The organism is Paenibacillus taihuensis (assembly GCF_003386535.1).
Classification (GTDB): Bacteria; Bacillota; Bacilli; order Paenibacillales; family Paenibacillaceae; genus Paenibacillus_Z; species Paenibacillus_Z taihuensis.
On sequence record NZ_QTTN01000007.1, the window covers coordinates 43,012 to 60,174 of the forward strand.

General features: G+C 48.1%; 20 protein-coding genes. 5 read left to right on the forward strand and 15 right to left on the reverse strand.

Annotation, left to right across the window (positions count from 1 at the left end):
- The first annotated feature begins 45 nt into the window (after window positions 1-45).
- Window positions 46-789: a helix-turn-helix transcriptional regulator gene (locus A8990_RS07825; RefSeq protein WP_181909454.1), complete on the forward strand. Its 744-nt coding sequence runs from the start codon at window positions 46-48 to the stop codon at window positions 787-789.
- Between the two features lie 803 nt (window positions 790-1,592).
- Here A8990_RS07825 and A8990_RS07830 read toward each other — a convergent pair.
- The 12 genes from A8990_RS07830 to A8990_RS07870 form a co-directional block, all read right to left on the reverse strand.
- On the reverse strand, window positions 1,593-2,072 hold the full coding sequence (locus tag A8990_RS07830; protein ID WP_116188465.1) for a DinB family protein: 480 nt from the start codon (window positions 2,070-2,072) through the stop codon (window positions 1,593-1,595).
- Window positions 2,072-2,239, reverse strand: a complete 168-nt coding sequence (locus A8990_RS31460; protein ID WP_181909455.1) for a DUF4177 domain-containing protein — start codon at window positions 2,237-2,239, stop codon at window positions 2,072-2,074. The genes A8990_RS07830 and A8990_RS31460 overlap by 1 nt, the downstream gene beginning before the upstream one ends.
- Before the next feature lie 54 nt (window positions 2,240-2,293).
- Entirely contained in the window at window positions 2,294-2,797 is a 504-nt protein-coding gene (locus A8990_RS32015) for a methyltransferase domain-containing protein (protein ID WP_245995890.1), read from the reverse strand.
- Window positions 2,790-3,140: a class I SAM-dependent methyltransferase gene (locus A8990_RS32020; protein ID WP_245995891.1), complete on the reverse strand. Its 351-nt coding sequence runs from the start codon at window positions 3,138-3,140 to the stop codon at window positions 2,790-2,792. The genes A8990_RS32015 and A8990_RS32020 overlap by 8 nt, the downstream gene beginning before the upstream one ends.
- 155 nt (window positions 3,141-3,295) lie before the next feature.
- Window positions 3,296-3,448 carry a 50S ribosomal protein L33 gene (gene rpmG / locus A8990_RS07840; RefSeq protein ID WP_116188466.1) on the reverse strand — a complete coding sequence of 51 codons (153 nt, stop codon included), beginning with the start codon at window positions 3,446-3,448 and terminating at the stop codon, window positions 3,296-3,298.
- Window positions 3,449-3,845: 397 nt separating this feature from the next.
- Complete coding sequence (metG, locus tag A8990_RS07845; RefSeq protein WP_116188467.1) at window positions 3,846-5,489, reverse strand: methionine--tRNA ligase; 1,644 nt, start codon at window positions 5,487-5,489, stop codon at window positions 3,846-3,848.
- A gap of 234 nt (window positions 5,490-5,723) precedes the next feature.
- Entirely contained in the window at window positions 5,724-5,885 is a 162-nt protein-coding gene (locus A8990_RS31465) for a hypothetical protein (RefSeq protein ID WP_181909456.1), read from the reverse strand.
- Window positions 5,882-6,334, reverse strand: coding sequence for a hypothetical protein (locus A8990_RS07850; RefSeq protein ID WP_116188468.1), 453 nt, complete (start codon window positions 6,332-6,334; stop codon window positions 5,882-5,884). The genes A8990_RS31465 and A8990_RS07850 overlap by 4 nt, the downstream gene beginning before the upstream one ends.
- 82 nt (window positions 6,335-6,416) lie before the next feature.
- Window positions 6,417-7,610: an ABC transporter permease subunit gene (locus A8990_RS07855; protein ID WP_116188469.1), complete on the reverse strand. Its 1,194-nt coding sequence runs from the start codon at window positions 7,608-7,610 to the stop codon at window positions 6,417-6,419.
- Window positions 7,611-7,625: 15 nt separating this feature from the next.
- Entirely contained in the window at window positions 7,626-8,378 is a 753-nt protein-coding gene (locus A8990_RS07860; protein WP_245995892.1) for an SDR family oxidoreductase, read from the reverse strand.
- A gap of 29 nt (window positions 8,379-8,407) precedes the next feature.
- The gene (locus tag A8990_RS07865) at window positions 8,408-9,091 is read right to left on the reverse strand and encodes a YjjG family noncanonical pyrimidine nucleotidase (RefSeq protein WP_116188471.1); all 684 of its coding nucleotides are present in this window, start codon (window positions 9,089-9,091) and stop codon (window positions 8,408-8,410) included.
- A 75-nt stretch (window positions 9,092-9,166) separates the two neighbouring features.
- Entirely contained in the window at window positions 9,167-9,628 is a 462-nt protein-coding gene (locus A8990_RS07870; protein ID WP_116188472.1) for a carboxymuconolactone decarboxylase family protein, read from the reverse strand.
- A 219-nt stretch (window positions 9,629-9,847) separates the two neighbouring features.
- Here A8990_RS07870 and A8990_RS07875 point away from each other — a divergent pair, with 219 nt between their 5' ends.
- The 4 genes from A8990_RS07875 (at window position 9,848) to A8990_RS07890 (ending at window position 14,138) form a co-directional block, all read left to right on the forward strand.
- Entirely contained in the window at window positions 9,848-10,360 is a 513-nt protein-coding gene (locus A8990_RS07875; protein WP_116188473.1) for an Rrf2 family transcriptional regulator, read from the forward strand.
- Window positions 10,361-10,499: 139 nt separating this feature from the next.
- The gene (locus A8990_RS07880) at window positions 10,500-11,972 is read left to right on the forward strand and encodes a spore germination protein (protein WP_116188474.1); all 1,473 of its coding nucleotides are present in this window, start codon (window positions 10,500-10,502) and stop codon (window positions 11,970-11,972) included.
- A gap of 25 nt (window positions 11,973-11,997) precedes the next feature.
- The gene (locus tag A8990_RS07885) at window positions 11,998-13,050 is read left to right on the forward strand and encodes a Ger(x)C family spore germination protein (RefSeq protein WP_116188475.1); all 1,053 of its coding nucleotides are present in this window, start codon (window positions 11,998-12,000) and stop codon (window positions 13,048-13,050) included.
- Window positions 13,050-14,138 (forward strand): GerAB/ArcD/ProY family transporter, encoded by a 1,089-nt coding sequence (locus A8990_RS07890; RefSeq protein ID WP_116188476.1) that lies wholly within the window; start codon window positions 13,050-13,052, stop codon window positions 14,136-14,138. The genes A8990_RS07885 and A8990_RS07890 overlap by 1 nt, the downstream gene beginning before the upstream one ends.
- A gap of 58 nt (window positions 14,139-14,196) precedes the next feature.
- Here A8990_RS07890 and cyoD read toward each other — a convergent pair whose 3' ends face one another.
- Genes cyoD through A8990_RS07905 form a run of 3 tightly spaced genes read right to left on the reverse strand, consistent with a single transcriptional unit; the run spans window position 14,197 to window position 17,149 of the window.
- Window positions 14,197-14,547, reverse strand: a complete 351-nt coding sequence (gene cyoD, locus A8990_RS07895) for a cytochrome o ubiquinol oxidase subunit IV (RefSeq protein ID WP_116188477.1) — start codon at window positions 14,545-14,547, stop codon at window positions 14,197-14,199.
- 1 nt (window position 14,548) lies between these two features.
- Window positions 14,549-15,175, reverse strand: a complete 627-nt coding sequence (cyoC, locus tag A8990_RS07900) for a cytochrome o ubiquinol oxidase subunit III (RefSeq protein WP_116188478.1) — start codon at window positions 15,173-15,175, stop codon at window positions 14,549-14,551.
- Window positions 15,176-17,149, reverse strand: coding sequence for a cbb3-type cytochrome c oxidase subunit I (locus A8990_RS07905; protein ID WP_116188479.1), 1,974 nt, complete (start codon window positions 17,147-17,149; stop codon window positions 15,176-15,178).
- Window positions 17,150-17,163 lie beyond the last annotated feature (14 nt).

The following is a 17,163-nucleotide window of genomic DNA, read 5'->3' on the forward strand; positions in this document are numbered from 1 at the left end:
TCCACAATCATTAGAATGGAGCTAAAAAAACGGGAGGCGGAGCATATGCGAGCGGATCGGCTCATCATGATGACCTTGCTGCTGCAGACGGAAGGCCGGCTTACTGCGAAAGAGCTGGCGAAGCGGCTGGAGGTGTCTGAGCGCACCATTTACCGGGACATCGACGCGCTGAGTGCGGCGGGAATCCCCGTCTATGCCGAGCCAGGCAACGGCGGCGGCATCTCGCTTCCGCCGGAATATCGCACGCGCGCGGACGACTTGACCTCCTCGGAAGTGCAAGCGCTGTTCGTGCAGCATGCCAGCCAAACGATGGAGCAGCTCGGCATCGGCTCCTCTTTCCGGTCGGGGCTGCTGAAGATAATGAATGCGCTCCCTACTCGGCACAAAGTAGACGCGGAGTGGATTCGCGACCGCGTCTTCTTGGACACAGAGGCATGGCGGCCGCGCGATCCGCAGGTCGATTTCCTGCAGCTGGTGCAGCAGGCGGTATGGGAACAGCGCGCTGCCCTTCTCGTTTATCAATCGAAGGATGGAGCGTTGTTCGAGGCACGGGTCGAGCCGCATGGACTAGTCGCGAAGGGCGGAATCTGGTTCATGGTAGCCAGCGTTGGCGCTGAGGTTGGTGAGTCCGAGGTAAATAGGCGTATGTTGCCTTTTCGCCTGACGCGAATACAATCCTTCACGCTGCTTGAGGAGCGTTTCGATCGACAGACAGAGTTCGACCTCGTCCAATTCTGGAGGAAGTGGGTCGAACGTTTTCAATCGACGTACTTTATGCCTGAAGGGTGATTGCAACCACCTCGCTTGCCTCCACGAAAGGGCTATGTTGGATAAATCCCACAATAAAATAGGATTTGAGCGATAATTGCGAGCTATAGTGGAAAAATCCACTCATTTCCGCTAAAAACAGACGAAATGAGCCCATTTCGCCTAGAATGAATGGATAAATCCAATATAGCTTTGAAAACACCTTAATATCTGGATATTTGAGTGGATATATCCACTATAGCATCGGTGTCCAGAAGTTGGAACTAGTCGAAGGTCGCTACGGTGCTCCTGAGAGTAGGATTTTCCGACTCTCAGCTATGAAACCCGTGAATTTCCAGTGCGAGAGTCGAATTTCTCTACTCTCAGATCGGAAAGCAAGGCTGACCAGCATTTTCTCACTGCTGAGAGTCGGAATTTCCGACTCTCAATCTTGAAATCGGCTTATTTCGGGCATGAGAGTCGGATTTTCCGACTCTCAGCTATCGAGCAGCGTAAACTGGTTAGTTGGCGTGCTGAGAGAGGGTTTTCCCTCTCTCAGAGCCAAATTGGAGGGTATTTCGACTTGAGAGAGGCTTTTTCTGCTCTCAAGCAGCGAAAACGCGATTAGTTGGTTAGTTTGGCGTGCTGAGAGAGGGTTTTTCCGCTCTCGGAGCCAATTTAGAGGGTATTTCGACTCGAGAGAGGCTTTTTCCGCTCTCAGCGCATTCCGGTGCTAGGAAGGATCACGCCTCTCTCCTTATACAAAAAAACGCCGCCGCGCATCGGCTGCGTTTTAAAGCTCAAAACCAACTCAAACACCAAGCTCGGCCTACACTTCCCAAGGCCTATTTCCCAAACAAACCTCTACCAATGAAATTAGCACTAACCGGCTTCTTCCCGACTTCTCTCGCCCACACTGAGAGCTGTCCCATATGGTGGATCTCGTGGGCGATGACGTGGCGCATCACTTCTCCGTATGTATGGTGTTCCTCTTCACCATCGTCCGTAATGTCAATCATCACGCGCTCTTCGAGACTGGCATTCCAATCGTATACGATTGGCGCGAGCTCCTTATGGCAACGAGCGGAAAAATCCTTAACTTGTTGCAGACTCGCCACTTCCTCAAAGGAAGGAATAAAAACCTGCTGCTGCTGGATACCGCCGCAAATCCAGCCATACTCAACCGCGACAATATGATACAACGTCGGCAAAATGTATCCTAACCCGCCGGTCCGTTTCTTCATCAGCTCTTCCTCAGCCACAGTCGCGCACCAATCGAACCACTCATTCCGGACTTGCCAATTGTATTCGAACAGTTTAATCATTACTTTTCCTCCTTCTCCAAAATCACTAAGGAATACATCGCAGCGCCGCATTGACCACCCATCGGGTTTTGACTGACCACTCTCCACCCATCTGAAAGCATAGCATTCAATACTTCAAGGTTGTTCTTCTTTGAAGTTACATAATAAACGACGATTGCTTCTTGCATCGGAGTCATGCCCCTCTCGACTATTATTAATTGGCCTTCATCGATACAGTTAGTTCACTCGCCCGTCACTTCAAACTTCGGTTTCTGACCATACGCCATGACGAAAAGCATCATTGCATACGATTCTGTATCATTAAAGAGCTGCTCCGAAGCCGACGACATCCTCTCATATTCTTGCTCTGTAATGATTCCGCTATGGAAAAATGCTGCGAACCGCTTACTATCGAACTGTCGCTTGAAGCCTGCAATCCCATGAATGTCACTATGCTTGGTAACAGTATCCATATCAATCTGAGTGAAACCTGCTTGACTTAACAAACGTGGTACGCTGCGTCCGATATGGCGGTTTCCTCCTTTTTTAGCCATGTGGTTCGCGACTTTCTTCAAGACTGTTGGCAAGACATCCAGATCCGGATGTACAACTCCGAAGATACCATCATCTACATCAATAATTACGAGTTTCCCTCCAGGTTTCAGGACACGATATATCTCTCGAGCTGCCAGCAGAGGATCATGTATATGCAGAAACAACAGCCTTGCAATCACAAAATCAAACAAATTGTCGGGAAGCCAGCCCCATATCATATACAGACGACTGAACAAATCGAAGTCTTGAAGAAGCTACGTCTGAGAGAAGCGATCTAGCTTTGTCAATAAGAGAAGCATCTATTTCTAATGCAGCAATCTGGCTGTCTGGCAGACTGTGAAATAGTTGTACTGTTACGAATCCTGGCCCGCTTCCTAGCTCAAGGACGTTCATCCCGTTCTGGAGTCCATACCATTGCAGATTGCGATACTCTTTCTCCCATCCCATCGTTGCTTGCGCCTTTAACCGCTCTACTTCAGACTCAAATCCAAGGATCGCATTTTGTATATTATAAGTGGATTTACGCTCGTGCACCAGGCAATCCTCCTGACTCTACCAAGTTCCAGCTACTAGCATCATATTCCTTAAAATGTTAATATTCAACTATTTCCTCAAGTTGAACAAAGGCACCTAATCTTTTCGATTAAGTGCCTTTGTATGCTTAATTCGTTATGCTACCAGCCGCTAACTCAAGATCTTGTCTCTCTATGAAGCGTTACTTTTCGATGAGTAGGGCAATATTTTCGAAGCTCCAAGCGGGCTGGATTATTTTTCTTGCTCTTGGTCGTCATGTAGTTGCGGCTGCCGCATTCCGTACATGCCATCGTGATCGTTACGCGCATGCAGATCATCACCACCCTTTGCCTACATGTTATGAACAAAGGCGATTAGGTGATCATCTATTTCATCAATTTACCAGCCCTTTATGACCGCTTCGGCTGATTGTTTTAGTTCCAATTTCAAAAAGCTTGAAAAGCTTTCCCAGCTTAAAGTTGGCAAGTCATCAACTTCGACATAATGATAGACTCGGGGATCGTCATTTCCATCCAGTTGAAAATAATCAAACTCATAGCCCTGATGCATACAAAAAACAAAGCTATTTTTTAGAAAGTCATCGGATACATTTCGTTCTTTAAGCAGTTCTAATGCTTCCGCGTTATTTTCGATGAGATGATGGAAGAAGATATCAGTCCCTGCATAAAACTTACCAGCATCCTTACCCGCACAGTCCCAGTCCGATCACTTCCTGCTCCCCTCCAACCGCTCTTCCTCTTCCTTAATCCGCTCGACGGGAATCCGCTCGAACAAATGACTCACACCGCTCAGCTTCTGCCCCGCAGGAACCGTAATGAGCTCCCAACCCGGCTCATCTCCGATAGCCAAGAATGCTCGAATCCTCGCGCATGCTGCAGGAAGAAACGGATTCAATAAGCTGCTCAAGTTAGCAATGATCTGCGTGCAGACATATAACGTTTGCGCACAAGCAGTGGGGTTATCACGGTACGTGTTCCAAGGCTTTTCCTCGTCAAAATATTTGTTAGCCCGCCTGATAACGCTGAAAATCTGCTCCACCGCTTCCTTGAAGCGACCAGCTTCGATCAACTCTCCTACGGTATCAAACAGACTGCTCAGTGCAGTCGACCACTCGTTATCCAAGCTGCCGGATGGCACCTCAGAATGGAAGGATTTGGTGATAAAAGCGAGCGTTCGGTTCACGAAATTACCGAAAGCGCCGAGCAGCTCCCCATTATGGCTATGAATGAACTCCCTCCACGAGAAGTCCGTATCTCGCCGCTCAGGACCGTTCGCGATCAAGAAGTAGCGGATCGAATCGGAGGAATAACGCTCCAAAATATCCGGTACCCAAACAGCCCAGTTCCGGCTCGTGGAGAACTTCTTCCCTTCCAAAGTCATATATTCGCTGGAGATAATTCGATCCGGACGATGCAGATTACCCGCTCCCGATAGAATAGCTGGCCAAATTAACGTGTGGAATGGAATGTTGTCTTTGCCATGCACGTAATAGGCTATAGTATCCGCACCATCTTCAGCCCAGAAGGGCCTCCAGTCTGCACCATTCGTTTCTGCCCACCGGATGCTTGCCGAGAGATACCCGCTTACCGCTTCAATCCAGACATAAATTTTTTTCCCTTCGAATCCTTCGACCGGAACATCAACTCCCCAGTCCAAGTCCCGAGTTACAGCTCTGTCTAGCAGCCCTTCCGCCAGATATCTCTCCGTCATCTGTACGGCATTGTCCCGCCACCCGTCAGCAGCATCCGTATAAGCACGCAGTTCATCCTGAAGCTTAGACAGCAGCAGATAAAAATGCTCGGTTTCCCTGTTCACCGGCGGATTCCCGCATAGCTTGCATTTTCGATCCAGCAGGTCCGATGGGTCCAGCAGGGTCGAGCAGTAGTCACACTGATCGCCTCTCGCCTTCTCTCCGCAGACGGGGCATATCCCCTCAACGTAACGGTCCGGAAGGAACCGCTGATCGATTTCACAATACGTTTGCTCTACAGTTCTGCGATCGAGATAACCGTGTTCGAGAAGCTGAAGGAAAATCTGCTGCACCGTCTTGTGATGATGCTCCTCATCGGTTCGCGTGTACAGGTCATAGGTGAAATTCAGCCTGTTGAAACAATCCTTGAACTCCTCGTGGTACTTGTCGGCGATTTCTCTCGGACTCACTCCCGCTTGAGATGCCTGCACCGCAACTGGCGTTCCGTGACAATCGCTTCCGGATACATACAGCACTTGGTCGCCTTTAGATCGGTGATAACGCGCAAGCACATCTCCAGGCAGCAAACTCGCGAGCCTGCCCAGATGAAGGGACCCATTCGCATATGGCCAGGCACCGCCAATAAATATGGTTCGCATCGATGTTCCTCCTCCTCATATAGAAAAATACAAAAGACTCTCATCCCAAAAGGGACGAGAGCCTGTTATCACTCACGTGCTGCTGGGAGACTTCTTCACTCCTGCTCACCAACCGGAGCTCTCCGGATAAGCCGTCATCCCGTTACTCGTACTCATCATAGCCGTTTCATATTCAAGTTATTTCCAATTATATGCGTCGTGCCAACTGCTGTCAACGCTCATTACCGAGGCTCCCTACTCCCTCAGAGCTCTCGGATCGATAGCTCCATTCGTTGCAAAAATGGCAGAGTCAAATTGTACGGGTTCATCCGTTTCCTTAGCTTCAATAAGGTCTGTATCTCGCTCTTGGCTATTCTGTAGATCTCGCATATCATCATTCATTTCTTGCTCGTTCATGAAGTGTCTCCTCCTTGTGATGGTTTGCGACTGGATTTGTTGAATATAATCGCTCCTAATAGAATGATTCCAATCATGATTAATCCTGAAGTGACAACGGGGTTCGGGATCGTTTGGGAGAAGATGACGCAAAATGTACCCACAAGTCCTGCGACTTGAAAGAAGATGACGGATCGCGGGTCAGGCGGGAAGGGTCTTGCCGATGCGAATGCGTCCCATGTCGCCATGACGTAAAATCCTGGATAGAAATGCGCAACCTCCAAATTGGCGGACTGAAAAATTTTCTCGTCGTGGCCGATCATATCGAGTCGAATGACGTGATTGAGGTGGATCGTGCTATTCAGAGCCAACTCCAACAGCAGCAGGATTAAGGCTTTAACGTACTGGCGATTGTATAACTGGCCGAATCCCGGCATGATTATGGAGCAAATGACAGCCAAAATGCGCACGCGGCAGCCCTCCGTGAAGGTGGTAAGTTCTACTAGTGTGCATCTCTTATTAGAAAATCATACTGCTTCGGAAAAGCTATAATCAAAAAAAGCCGCGAACCACGCGGCTTTTGGTGTTTCTAGATATGCGAGAACTTGGAGAACTTCTGCTTGAACAGTTCTCAAGGCCTGTCCCGATGAGATGGAATCCAATAATGTAGGCGATATAGGTGACCAGCGGTATGAACAATAACCACCTATAAATGTACAAGCTGCTTCGTGCTTGGCCGATTAGCCCGCTCCACTCGTTCGTTCGGCTCGCAAAGATCGGGTCGAACTCATCTGGATACAACACCGTGCCGCCGACGAATATATTAAAGATTCCGAGCTGGCCGAACAAGCTAAGAATCAGCACGATTTCTTGCACGAATAGAATGAGAAAGCTCTCCATTAAGTGTGGAAATAGATGCCTCCGGATAATCGTCCAAGTGAAAATCCCATTCACGACCAGGTTGTACTGGTAGCCATTATAGGCATAGACATTGGAGAATACGAGCGCTGTCACTCCGTTCAGGTTGTATAGATATTCAAAAATAAACAAATTGCCGAACAGGATCCCCAAAAACTTATGCAGGTCTGCTTTGACAAAAGGAAGTACGTTAGGCAGCGCGTGAAAGAAGATGATATAACGTTTGCCCATCCCACGTGCTTTTGCAAAACTGATGTAATCCTCGGTCAACGTTTGATTCATATGGAGCGTTACATTTCGAATGATATAAGTCCCAGGAATAAGTATGGCTGAGATTAACGGCAGTGCGATCGCCGGATCATCCGTAGTGACGCTTGCCACTTGAAAGAGGCTCACCCCGGTCGCATCTACAATCACTACAACTAGCAACTGAAGCAGCAGGACGATGACAAAGTCCGGAATTACACTCGTCAGCTCCAGAAGACGTTTGAGCCTCTCTGCACAGATAACCGAGAAATAAATGCCGAGTAGAATGCCGATCGTCATGGCAATCGAAGCCCCAACCGTCATATAAACTAATGTTAGTTTGAAGTTGCTTCCTACCTGCTCTAGAAAGGCTCTCTCCGTCCTGCCAGCCATATAATGCAGAGTTTGTCCATTCAGCAAACCTCTAACATAGCTTTCCAGACTTGACGGACCATTAGACCAATGGAATTGCAGTGCACTATCCACTCGGTTCTTGCTAATAATGGTGGGAGGCATGGCAATAACGAATACAAATAATAGCATGCCGGCAATGATCGAGATGTACTGCGCAGCTTTTGTCATGCCGTATCTTTCCCCTTAGAACTGTTTCAGCCAATCTCCGAAACGGGTCGAGGCAATGTGTGGACGATTGCCGCAAGGCACGAGTGATTGATCATCCACTTTCACGGAACCGAAGTAAAGTGCGCTGGCATCTGTAATGACCTGCCTTCTGTCCCGAGTCGCACTCAAGTACTGTCTTACAAGCTCATCAAGCGGAATCTGATCCGGACCAGCCACCTCGACCGTCCCGCAAACTTGCGTTTTTAGAGTGAAATCGGCTACTGCTGCCGCAACATCATCGGACACCATTGGCTGCGTGAGCGCGGAAGGCAGCCGGACGATGTCTCCTTCGGTCGCTACCAAAGCAATACTACTAACGAACTCGAAGAATTGCGTAGCACGAACAATCGTATACGGGACGCCTGAAGATTTGATGAGCTCTTCCTGAGCCAGCTTTGCACGGAAATATCCGCTCTCCTGCAAGCGGTCGGTACCGACAACAGACAATGCAACATGATGACTGATGCCAGCGTCTTGCTCAGCAGCAAGCAGATTACGCGTTGATTTGACGAAGAAGTCCATGACTTCTTTATCTTCGAATGATGGCGGGCTTGTGACGTCCACGACGACTTGTGATCCGCGGATCGCATCTTCCAACCCTTCACCTGTTACGCTATTAACACCTAAAGAAGGCGATGCGGCTACTACCTCATGCCCACGCTCCCGAAGGATGTTTACAAGCTTCGAACCAATAAGTCCGCTCCCACCTATGACTGTAATTTTCATCATAATTCCTCCCCCATAAGTTTCGTTATTAATCAGCAGATCGTCAGCAGCTCTGTTAAGCTGGAAATCGTGTACGTGCTTTGTAACCCTGGCTTACTCTGCTGCTGCGTTCTGTTGATCCAACATGTATCTATTCCCGCCTGCATACCGCCTTTAATATCCGAATTCAAGGTATCCCCGATCATTAATGCTTCTTCCCTCTTGAAATTCGGGATATGCTTCATCACATGCTCAAAGAAATGAATCGATGGCTTCTGATAGCCGATACTTTGCGAGCCGAAGATGTCTTCGAAATAATCGTACAGCCCGGATTGTTTCAATCGCTTGATCTGCGTACGAGAAATGCCATTCGTGACGATGAACAATCGATGGGTGCCAGATAGCTGCTGAATGACTTCCAAAGCACCTTCTATCAAGATCTGCTCTCCCTCGCCGAGCAGCTCCCTGTACAGGTTCTCCCATTCAAGCCCATCTACTTCCTTCCCCAGCTTGAGCATCGTTTCCGAGAATCTGGTGCTCAGCACGATGTCGAGCGTTTTTGTTCCATTCTCATAATCGGCCCACAGCTGTTTGTTGACCGAATTATAGAGTTGAAACAGCTCGTCTGTTAATGAATGTCCATGCTGCTCAAATAAATGTGTTAAAGAGCGAAGCTCATTCGCACCAAAGTCCAGCAAGGTATCGTCCAGATCAAATAAAAGGATCTTGTAGCTCATCGTTCCTCCAGCCTTGATTAGATGAACTCCCCATACACAGATTCATTGCATGGGGAGCTCGGTATCAATGAGATATTATTTATGCGCAGTTGGCTGATAAGCGCCAGGTACCATTGTTGTAGAGATCGCCATACGGTTCCAAGCGTTGATAGCGTTGATCGCCATCAGAAGATCAACATATTGTCCTTCGTCAAAATGTTTGCGGACCTCTTCGTATACTGCATCCGGGACGCCGCCTTCCGAAATTTTCGTTACCGCTTCTGTTAATGCCAGCGCTGCACGCTCTGCAGCTGTATAGAATGGAGCTTCGCGCCATGCATTCAGCAAGTACAAACGCTGCTCTGTTTCACCCATTGCACGAGCGTCTTTCGTATGCATGTCCAGACAGAATGCACAGCCATTTATTTGCGATGCGCGAGTTTTGACAAGCTCGAGCAGCGTTTTATCAAGACCGCTTTTATTTACAAAACCCTCTAATTTCAACAGTGCTTGCAGCGATTCCGGACGTACCTTCATATAATCGAGTCTCATTTCCATTTCTCTAACACTCCTTTAGGTTTTTGTTTTTGACGAGTTAATCGTCGACAACTTTTATCGTCGATCAACTACGTCTACAATATAACTCGTCTGCGAGTCGGTGTCAACAGATGATCACCAGCGTCATGACTGTAATATCTCCCATTCCTCCATTTGACAAGGTGTGCAAATGGACCTAAAATTATTATTAACTTTTGCGCTCAGAAAGCAGGTGTTTGCATGCAGTATAGTATCGGCGTTGAATATGCACTGCACTGCTTGGTTTATTTGATCGATATTCCACCTGATTCGACCATCGGGATTAAAGAACTCTCCACTTTTCAAGGAATTTCGGAAACTTACTTATCCAAGATCTTCGGTAAATTAGCGAAAGCCGAAATCGTTATCTCTGTACCCGGCGTTAAAGGCGGCTACAGACTTTCTAAACCTGCCGCGGACATTTCGTTCTGGGATGTCGTACAAGCCGTTGAAGGTGCCGCTCCGATCTTTCAATGCAAGAACATTAAAGATAACAGCTTGCTCTGCCAGCAAGATGAAGAGTTCGCGTCATGCTCCCGCTCTACTCCATGTATCATTAACTTAACGATGCGCGAAGCTGAGCAAAGTATGCGCAATGTGCTCCGTGGCAAAAACTTGCTCTGGCTAAAAGAAGAGGTGGACAAGGTGTTAACGCCTAAAGCACGCCAAGAAACACAGGACTTCTTCTCCTTCGGAAGTCGTGTGCAAGGCTGAATCCATCTGCAGCACACAATAAGCCTTAGTCCGTTAAATAACGGCGCTAAGGCTTTTTTCGGTTCCTTATAAAGGTATAACATCATTAGCAGACCATCATAATAAGACGAGTATTTTTCTTAGACAGGTGGTACGCCCTATGCTCCCCAATCTGAAACAAGCATTACGAGCGAGTATGAAATCGGACGATTTCATGCAAACCACGGTGGTTATTCAAGATAAACAGTTATTCTTGTCGTTCTATAAGACGCTCGTTAGCCATGAACAGCTTCATCATGATTTACTTTCCTTTCTAATGATTCCTAATGAAGGAATCGATACTTTGGATGATCTTAAGGCATTAATTCCGCTTGAAAACATTACGCTTTCTTCTGATTTGACAGAAATTCGGAAGAGCGTATCCGAGGGTTCTATCTTCCTTCAGCTGGACGATGGGTCGAATGATGGACTGATCGTGGATATATCTGATCCGATGCTGGGTCATCGCATCAATAACGACACCGAGAATGAATACAGCGTACTCGGCCCGAAGGTTGGGTTTGTCGAGAATATCGATATCAATTTATCTCTGCTTCGAAGAGGGCTTGGTACCGAGAAGCTGATATTCGAGGAACACAAAATCGGTACGCTATCAAGAACACGCGTCGTTATTGCCTATATGGAGGACGTTACCAACCCGCAGCATATTAATACGGCCAGACAAAGACTTCTCGATTTGGATTTTGACGTCGTATTCGAAACGGCTCTTCTGGAACAGCTCATTACGGATAACTCGAATTCACCGTTTCCTTTATTCCTCTCGAGTGAGCGTTTGGACAGAATCATGTATTCGTTAATCAACGGGGAAGTCGCTATTATCTGTGACGGGTCACCTTCTGTAATTACGGGACCTACGACTATATTTAGCTTTATTATTTCGCCTGAAGATTATTACTTGCCATGGATTATGGGCTCGTTCTTTCGGCTTATCCGCTATTTCGGAGTCGCATTCTCCATTCTGGCAACCTCCTTCTACGTAGCGATTCTGACGTTTCATTACAACATCATACCGAGAGATCTATTGGGACCTATAATAGAGTCCAGATCTAACGTGCCCTTCCCTCCCCTCTTGGAAGTGCTGTTCCTGGAAATCACGATCGAATTATTGCGCGAAGCAGGCTCCAGGTTGCCGACGAAAGTCAGTCAAACGCTTGGTATAGTAGGCGGCATCATCCTTGGACAGGCAGCTGTGGCGGCGGGTTTAACCAGTAATATCCTGCTTATCATCGTTTCGCTCTCTGCACTCGCTTCCTTCACTACCCCTATATTCAAAATATCGAATACGATCCGATTTTTGCGGTTCCCATTAATAGTATTGGCTTACTTGTGGGGCGGTTTAGGCATCATGATGGGGTTGATACTAATACTTGGGCATTTATTGCGGCTCAAGTCGCTCGGTTCACCTTACATCGTGCCCTTGTTCCCTTTTCGCTACAACAGCTTTAGCGACAGTATCGTCCGCTCTTCGTTCACCATGTTGTATAATCGATTCTTTACGACGAGGCCGCTCACTCAACAGAGATACACCGTCCGAAAAAATAAAGATATCGGCGACGACTACAATAATGAATAAGCCTCGTGCTTAGGGAGGATAAATTATGAGAAAGCCGCTGCTTGCGATCTTCTGCTGCAGCCTCCTAACGGGTTGCTCGCAAGATCATATCGTGGACCGGATCAACATCCTCCAAAGCATGGGCGTTGATATGGATGGAGAGACCGTCAAGATGAGCGCATCTTATCCCAAATATATCAAAGGTGCCGGGGAGCAATCTCCGATAACCGCTGAGTCGAACGTGATGTACGGGGTATTCACAGCTCTAACTGCCAAGTCCACGCAGCCGGTCGAAATCGGGCAGTTGCGCACTTTGGTGATCAGTGAATCATTCGCGCAAAGAGCCATTCCCGATCTTGCCGACATCATTAATCGAGAGATTATTAAAAGCAGCAATACGACAATCGTAATCACCAAACAAACTGCAAGCTCGATCATTGCCAAAAGCTCGAAGGAACAGCCGTATTACTTGTCCGAGCTAATTGAACAGAATATTTTTCATGGGAACACGCCCCGGACCAATTATCATTCGTTCGTCAACCAGTATTACGGAGAAGGTCAAGATGTTTATTTGCCTGTCATTAATGAAGCTGAAGGCTTATTGCATATGGATGGTGTCGCCGTCTTTAAGGGAGATGAATTGAAGCTATGGTTAGATAGTGATGAAGGCTTGTACCTCAAGCTGTTGAAAGACAAGAAATTGAATGGCGAATATGATTTCAAAACCGGCCCTAAAGCGATGTATTCTTTCGTCATCCTTCGCGGGAAGAGCAGAATTGACTCGTCACACCGTAATAAAACGAGGATTTCCCTCCAATTATCGATACAAATAAGAGAAATACCGGAGAAACTAAGCCTTGAGAAAGAAGCAGATTTAAATGCTGTAAGAAAGCAAATAGAAGAGCAATTAAATTCAGCCGTCAAAAGTTTGTTAATTCGCTTGCAAAAGAACAAAACTGATCCTGTCGGCCTCGGAGAGCAATATCGACGATCCCATAGGTCGTTCAGCGAAGATGAGTTTTACGGAAAAATCTATCCGAGGATGGATTTCGAGGTTAAAACGAATATTATTATTTTACATTCAGGGGTTGGACGTTAGTGCAGCAGCCGGTACAAGAGAATTACACGATTAGCGGATATTTTGTTTTCTTCATCATCGGCGTCTGCCAAGCTGCCGCGAATATATTCAATTTCCAAGCTCGGATCGTTCGAGATGCAGGACAAGATAGCTGGATTTCCATCATCATTATAGGTCTTGGCCTGAATGTCATCATCTGGATGATCTATAAGATGCTAGGCAATCCAAATAAAGATGTCATTGATTTACATCAAACCATTTTCGGCAAATACATAGGCAATGCCATTTCCTTGCTGATCGTCGGATACTTTTTCTTTATGGCCCTCTTCTGCTTCCGTGCCTACATGGAAATTATTCTTGTGTGGGTCTTTCCAACCGCTAAAGTATGGACGATGGCTGCTTTCTTCATTTGCATCTTTTATTACGTTATCTCGGGCGGCTTCCGGGTCATTGCCGGCTTCAGCTTTTTCTACTTGTTTCTGACTCCGTTGCTTTGGTGGCTATATTTCCCGGTTAAACAAGGCGAGTTCCATAATCTTCTGCCTATGTTTAATCATTCTGTTGCAGAACTGCTGCAAGGCTCTCGCGCATCCGGTTTCATCTTCTTCGGACTTGAAGCTTTGCTTATCTACTTCCCGTTCTTGAAGGAGCCCGAGAAACATTCCAAATGGGCGCATTTCGCCATTCTATTCACAACATTCAAATATGTGGTGCTTATCATTGTGACGCTCATGTATTTCAGTCAAGGATTACTACAACATGCGCTTTGGCCGACGCTCGCAATGACGAAGATCATCGAGTTCTCGTTCCTTGCAAGGTTCGAGTATTTGTTTATTTTTCTATGGATGCTGGTCATCGTCCCGACGGTGTGTATCTATATCTGGTGCTGTACAAGAATTCTAAAGCGAGTAACTGTGCTAAAGCCTCGAATCACGCTGCCAGCCATGCTCGCGATTCTCTTTATCGCCGCGAATACCTTCAAGGAACGTACGCAGATCGTTCTGCTGGAGAATTTTATCAACAAAATCGGATTTTATTTCATCTTTATTTACATACCGATACTCTTCATCATCAGCATCTTTGCGATCAGGAGAGTGCAATCGAACTGACATAGAAAAAAAGCACGACTTCCTATAGGGGAAGCCGTGCTTTTACTTTCTAATCCGATTATTGAACAACCGAGTTAAACGACATGATCCATACGGAGCCAGCCACGATAACGAGTACGATGAACAGCCCCAGGATAAGCGCCATGACATTGTACTTCGGTCCTTCGCCTTCCCGGATGTGCATGAAGAAGAACAACTGCACGATCAGCTGAATGACAGCCATCGTAATAATGGTGATGATGACACCTGTCTTATTCATGCTCGTCTCGAACACGATAAGAAGAGGGATGACCGTCAAGACGATCGATAAAATGAAGCCAATTATATAAGCTTTCAGCGAACCATGATCATCATGTTCCTCATGCTCATGGTGACCATGTCCGGCCGCGCTAGTATGCTGCTGACTCATTTTACATCACCCCCATCAAGTAAACGATCGTGAAGAGGAAGATCCACACCACGTCGAGAAAATGCCAGTATAAGCTGATTACCGTAATCTTACGTTTGGTCACCGGAGTGACGCCGCGCATCTTCAGCTGAATCATGAGCGCGATCATCCAGACTAGACCGACCGAGACGTGAAGTCCGTGCGTGCCGACCAAGACGAAGAATGCCGTCAAGAATGCGCTCGTCGAGATCGTCGCGCCTTCGTGCACCATGTTCACGAACTCGTTGATCTCAAGACCGACGAAGGAAGCGCCCAGCAGGACAGTGACGATCAGCCAGCCGATGAGCTGACCGACCTTCTTCTTGTTCATCGCGAGGACAGCGAGGCCGCTCGTGAAGCTGCTCGTAAGCAGGATGAAAGTCTCCGCTACAAAGCCCGGTATTTCAAAAAGCTCCTTGCCCGTCGGTCCGCCGTCCGTATGTGCCTTAAGGACAACATACGTGGCGAACAGTGTGCCGAACAGCAAGCAGTCAGTGACGAGGAAGATCCAGAAGCCAAGCACCTTCATCGACTCTTGGTCGTGATGGCCATGGTCATGTGAATGCGAATCCGCGCCTTGCGAATGGCCGTGCCCGATGGCATGTTGCATTTATACCGCCCTCCCTGCTGCTACTTCGGTCTCTCTAACTTCTTCAACCGGTACATAATAATCGGTATCGTATTGGAACGAACGGATGAGCAGCGTCACGCCGACGCCTACCATGCCGAGAATCGCCATCCACAGCCAGCCGAATACGAAGCCGAAGCCTGCCACGAACCAACATGCGGAGAAGACGAACGGTACGCCGGAGTTCTTCGGCATATGAATCGATTCCAACTGTGCGACTGGTACTGGCGGCGCCGGAGCAAAGTTACGGCGCTCCTTCTCTTCCCAGAACGAGTCTCGCTCGCCTGCATGCGGAACAACTGCGAAGTTGTACATCGGCGGCGGCGATGGAATCGACCATTCGAGCGTGCGGCCATCCCATGGATCGCCCGTCGTATCACGTTCACCGTATTTAACGCTATAGAGAATCTGCCATACTTGGAATACAAAACCGATACCCATCAAGAAAGCGCCGATTGTCGACACCAGATTGAGCGGTCCCCAGCCCATATCCCAGCCGTACGTATACACACGGCGCGTCATACCCATGAAGCCGAGCGCATATTGAGGCATGAAGCAGACGTAGAAGCCAATGTTCCATAGCCAGAACGCCCATTTGCCGAGTCGATCATTCAGCTTGAAGCCGAACAGCTTCGGCCACCAGTAATAGATCCCTGCTAGATAACCGAACACAACGCCGCCGATCAACACCTGATGGAAGTGCGCGATCAAGAAGTAGCTGTTGTGATATTGATAATCCGCTGGTGCTACTGCGAGCATGACGCCCGTTGCACCGCCGACGACGAAGCATGGAATGAACGCGAGTGTCCATAGCATCGGCTGCTCCAGCCGGATTCGGCCTCGGAACATCGTGAACAGCCAGTTGAACACTTTGGCCCCGGTCGGTATCCCGATGGCCATGGTCGCGATGGCGAAGAAGACGTTAACGTCCGCCCCAGCGCCCATCGTGAAGAAGTGATGCACCCATGTGAAGAAGGATAAGATACTAATGCTCATCAGTGCGAAAACCATCGATTTGTATCCGAAAATCCGTTTACGCGAGAACGTGGCGACAATCTCGGAGAAGATCCCGAACGCCGGCAATACGACGATATAAACCTCAGGGTGACCCCACATCCAGATCAAGTTGACGTACATCATCGGATTCCCGCCGCCGTCCATCGTGAACAGATGGCCGCCGAGGAACCGGTCGATGAACAAGAGTGCCAGCGTGACCGTCAGAATCGGGAACGCAAAGATAATGATAATGCTGCTGGAAAATACCGACCATGTGAACATCGGCATCTTCATCAGCTTCATGCCTGGCGCGCGCATCTTCAGGATCGTGACGATAAAGTTGATCCCTGTTGCAAGCGAGCCGATACCAGAGATTTGAATTCCCCAGATATAGAAGTTCTGTCCGACGCCTGGGCTTCCCGACATTTCGGATAACGGCGGATAGCTCAGCCAGCCTGCGTCCGGCGAACCGCCGATGACGAAGCTGATGTTGAACAGCATCGCGCCGAAGAAGAACAGCCAGAAGCTGACAGCGTTCAAGTACGGATAAGCAACGTCGCGCGCGCCGATTTGCAGCGGCACGACCATATTAAACAGACCGAACATCATGGGCATCGCCATGAACAGAATCATAATCGTGCCATGTGTTGTAAATACTTCGTTATAGTGCTCCGCTTGCAGAAAATGTACATTCGGCATTGCGAGCTGTGCCCGCATGAGCAGCGCATCTACCCCGCCGCGGAACAGCATGAGCAGCGATGCGATAAGGTACATCATTCCGATTTTTTTGTGATCGACGGTCGTCAGCCATTCCCGCCATAGCCAGCCCCACTTTTTGAAGTAAAAGAGAACAAAGAGGATTGCGATGGATGTTAGGCCGATCGAGACGTCCGCTCCGTAGATGAGCGGATCGCCTGTCACAAAAAATGAGGAAGCGAATGATTTAATACTTGCATACATAGCTATTGCTCCTC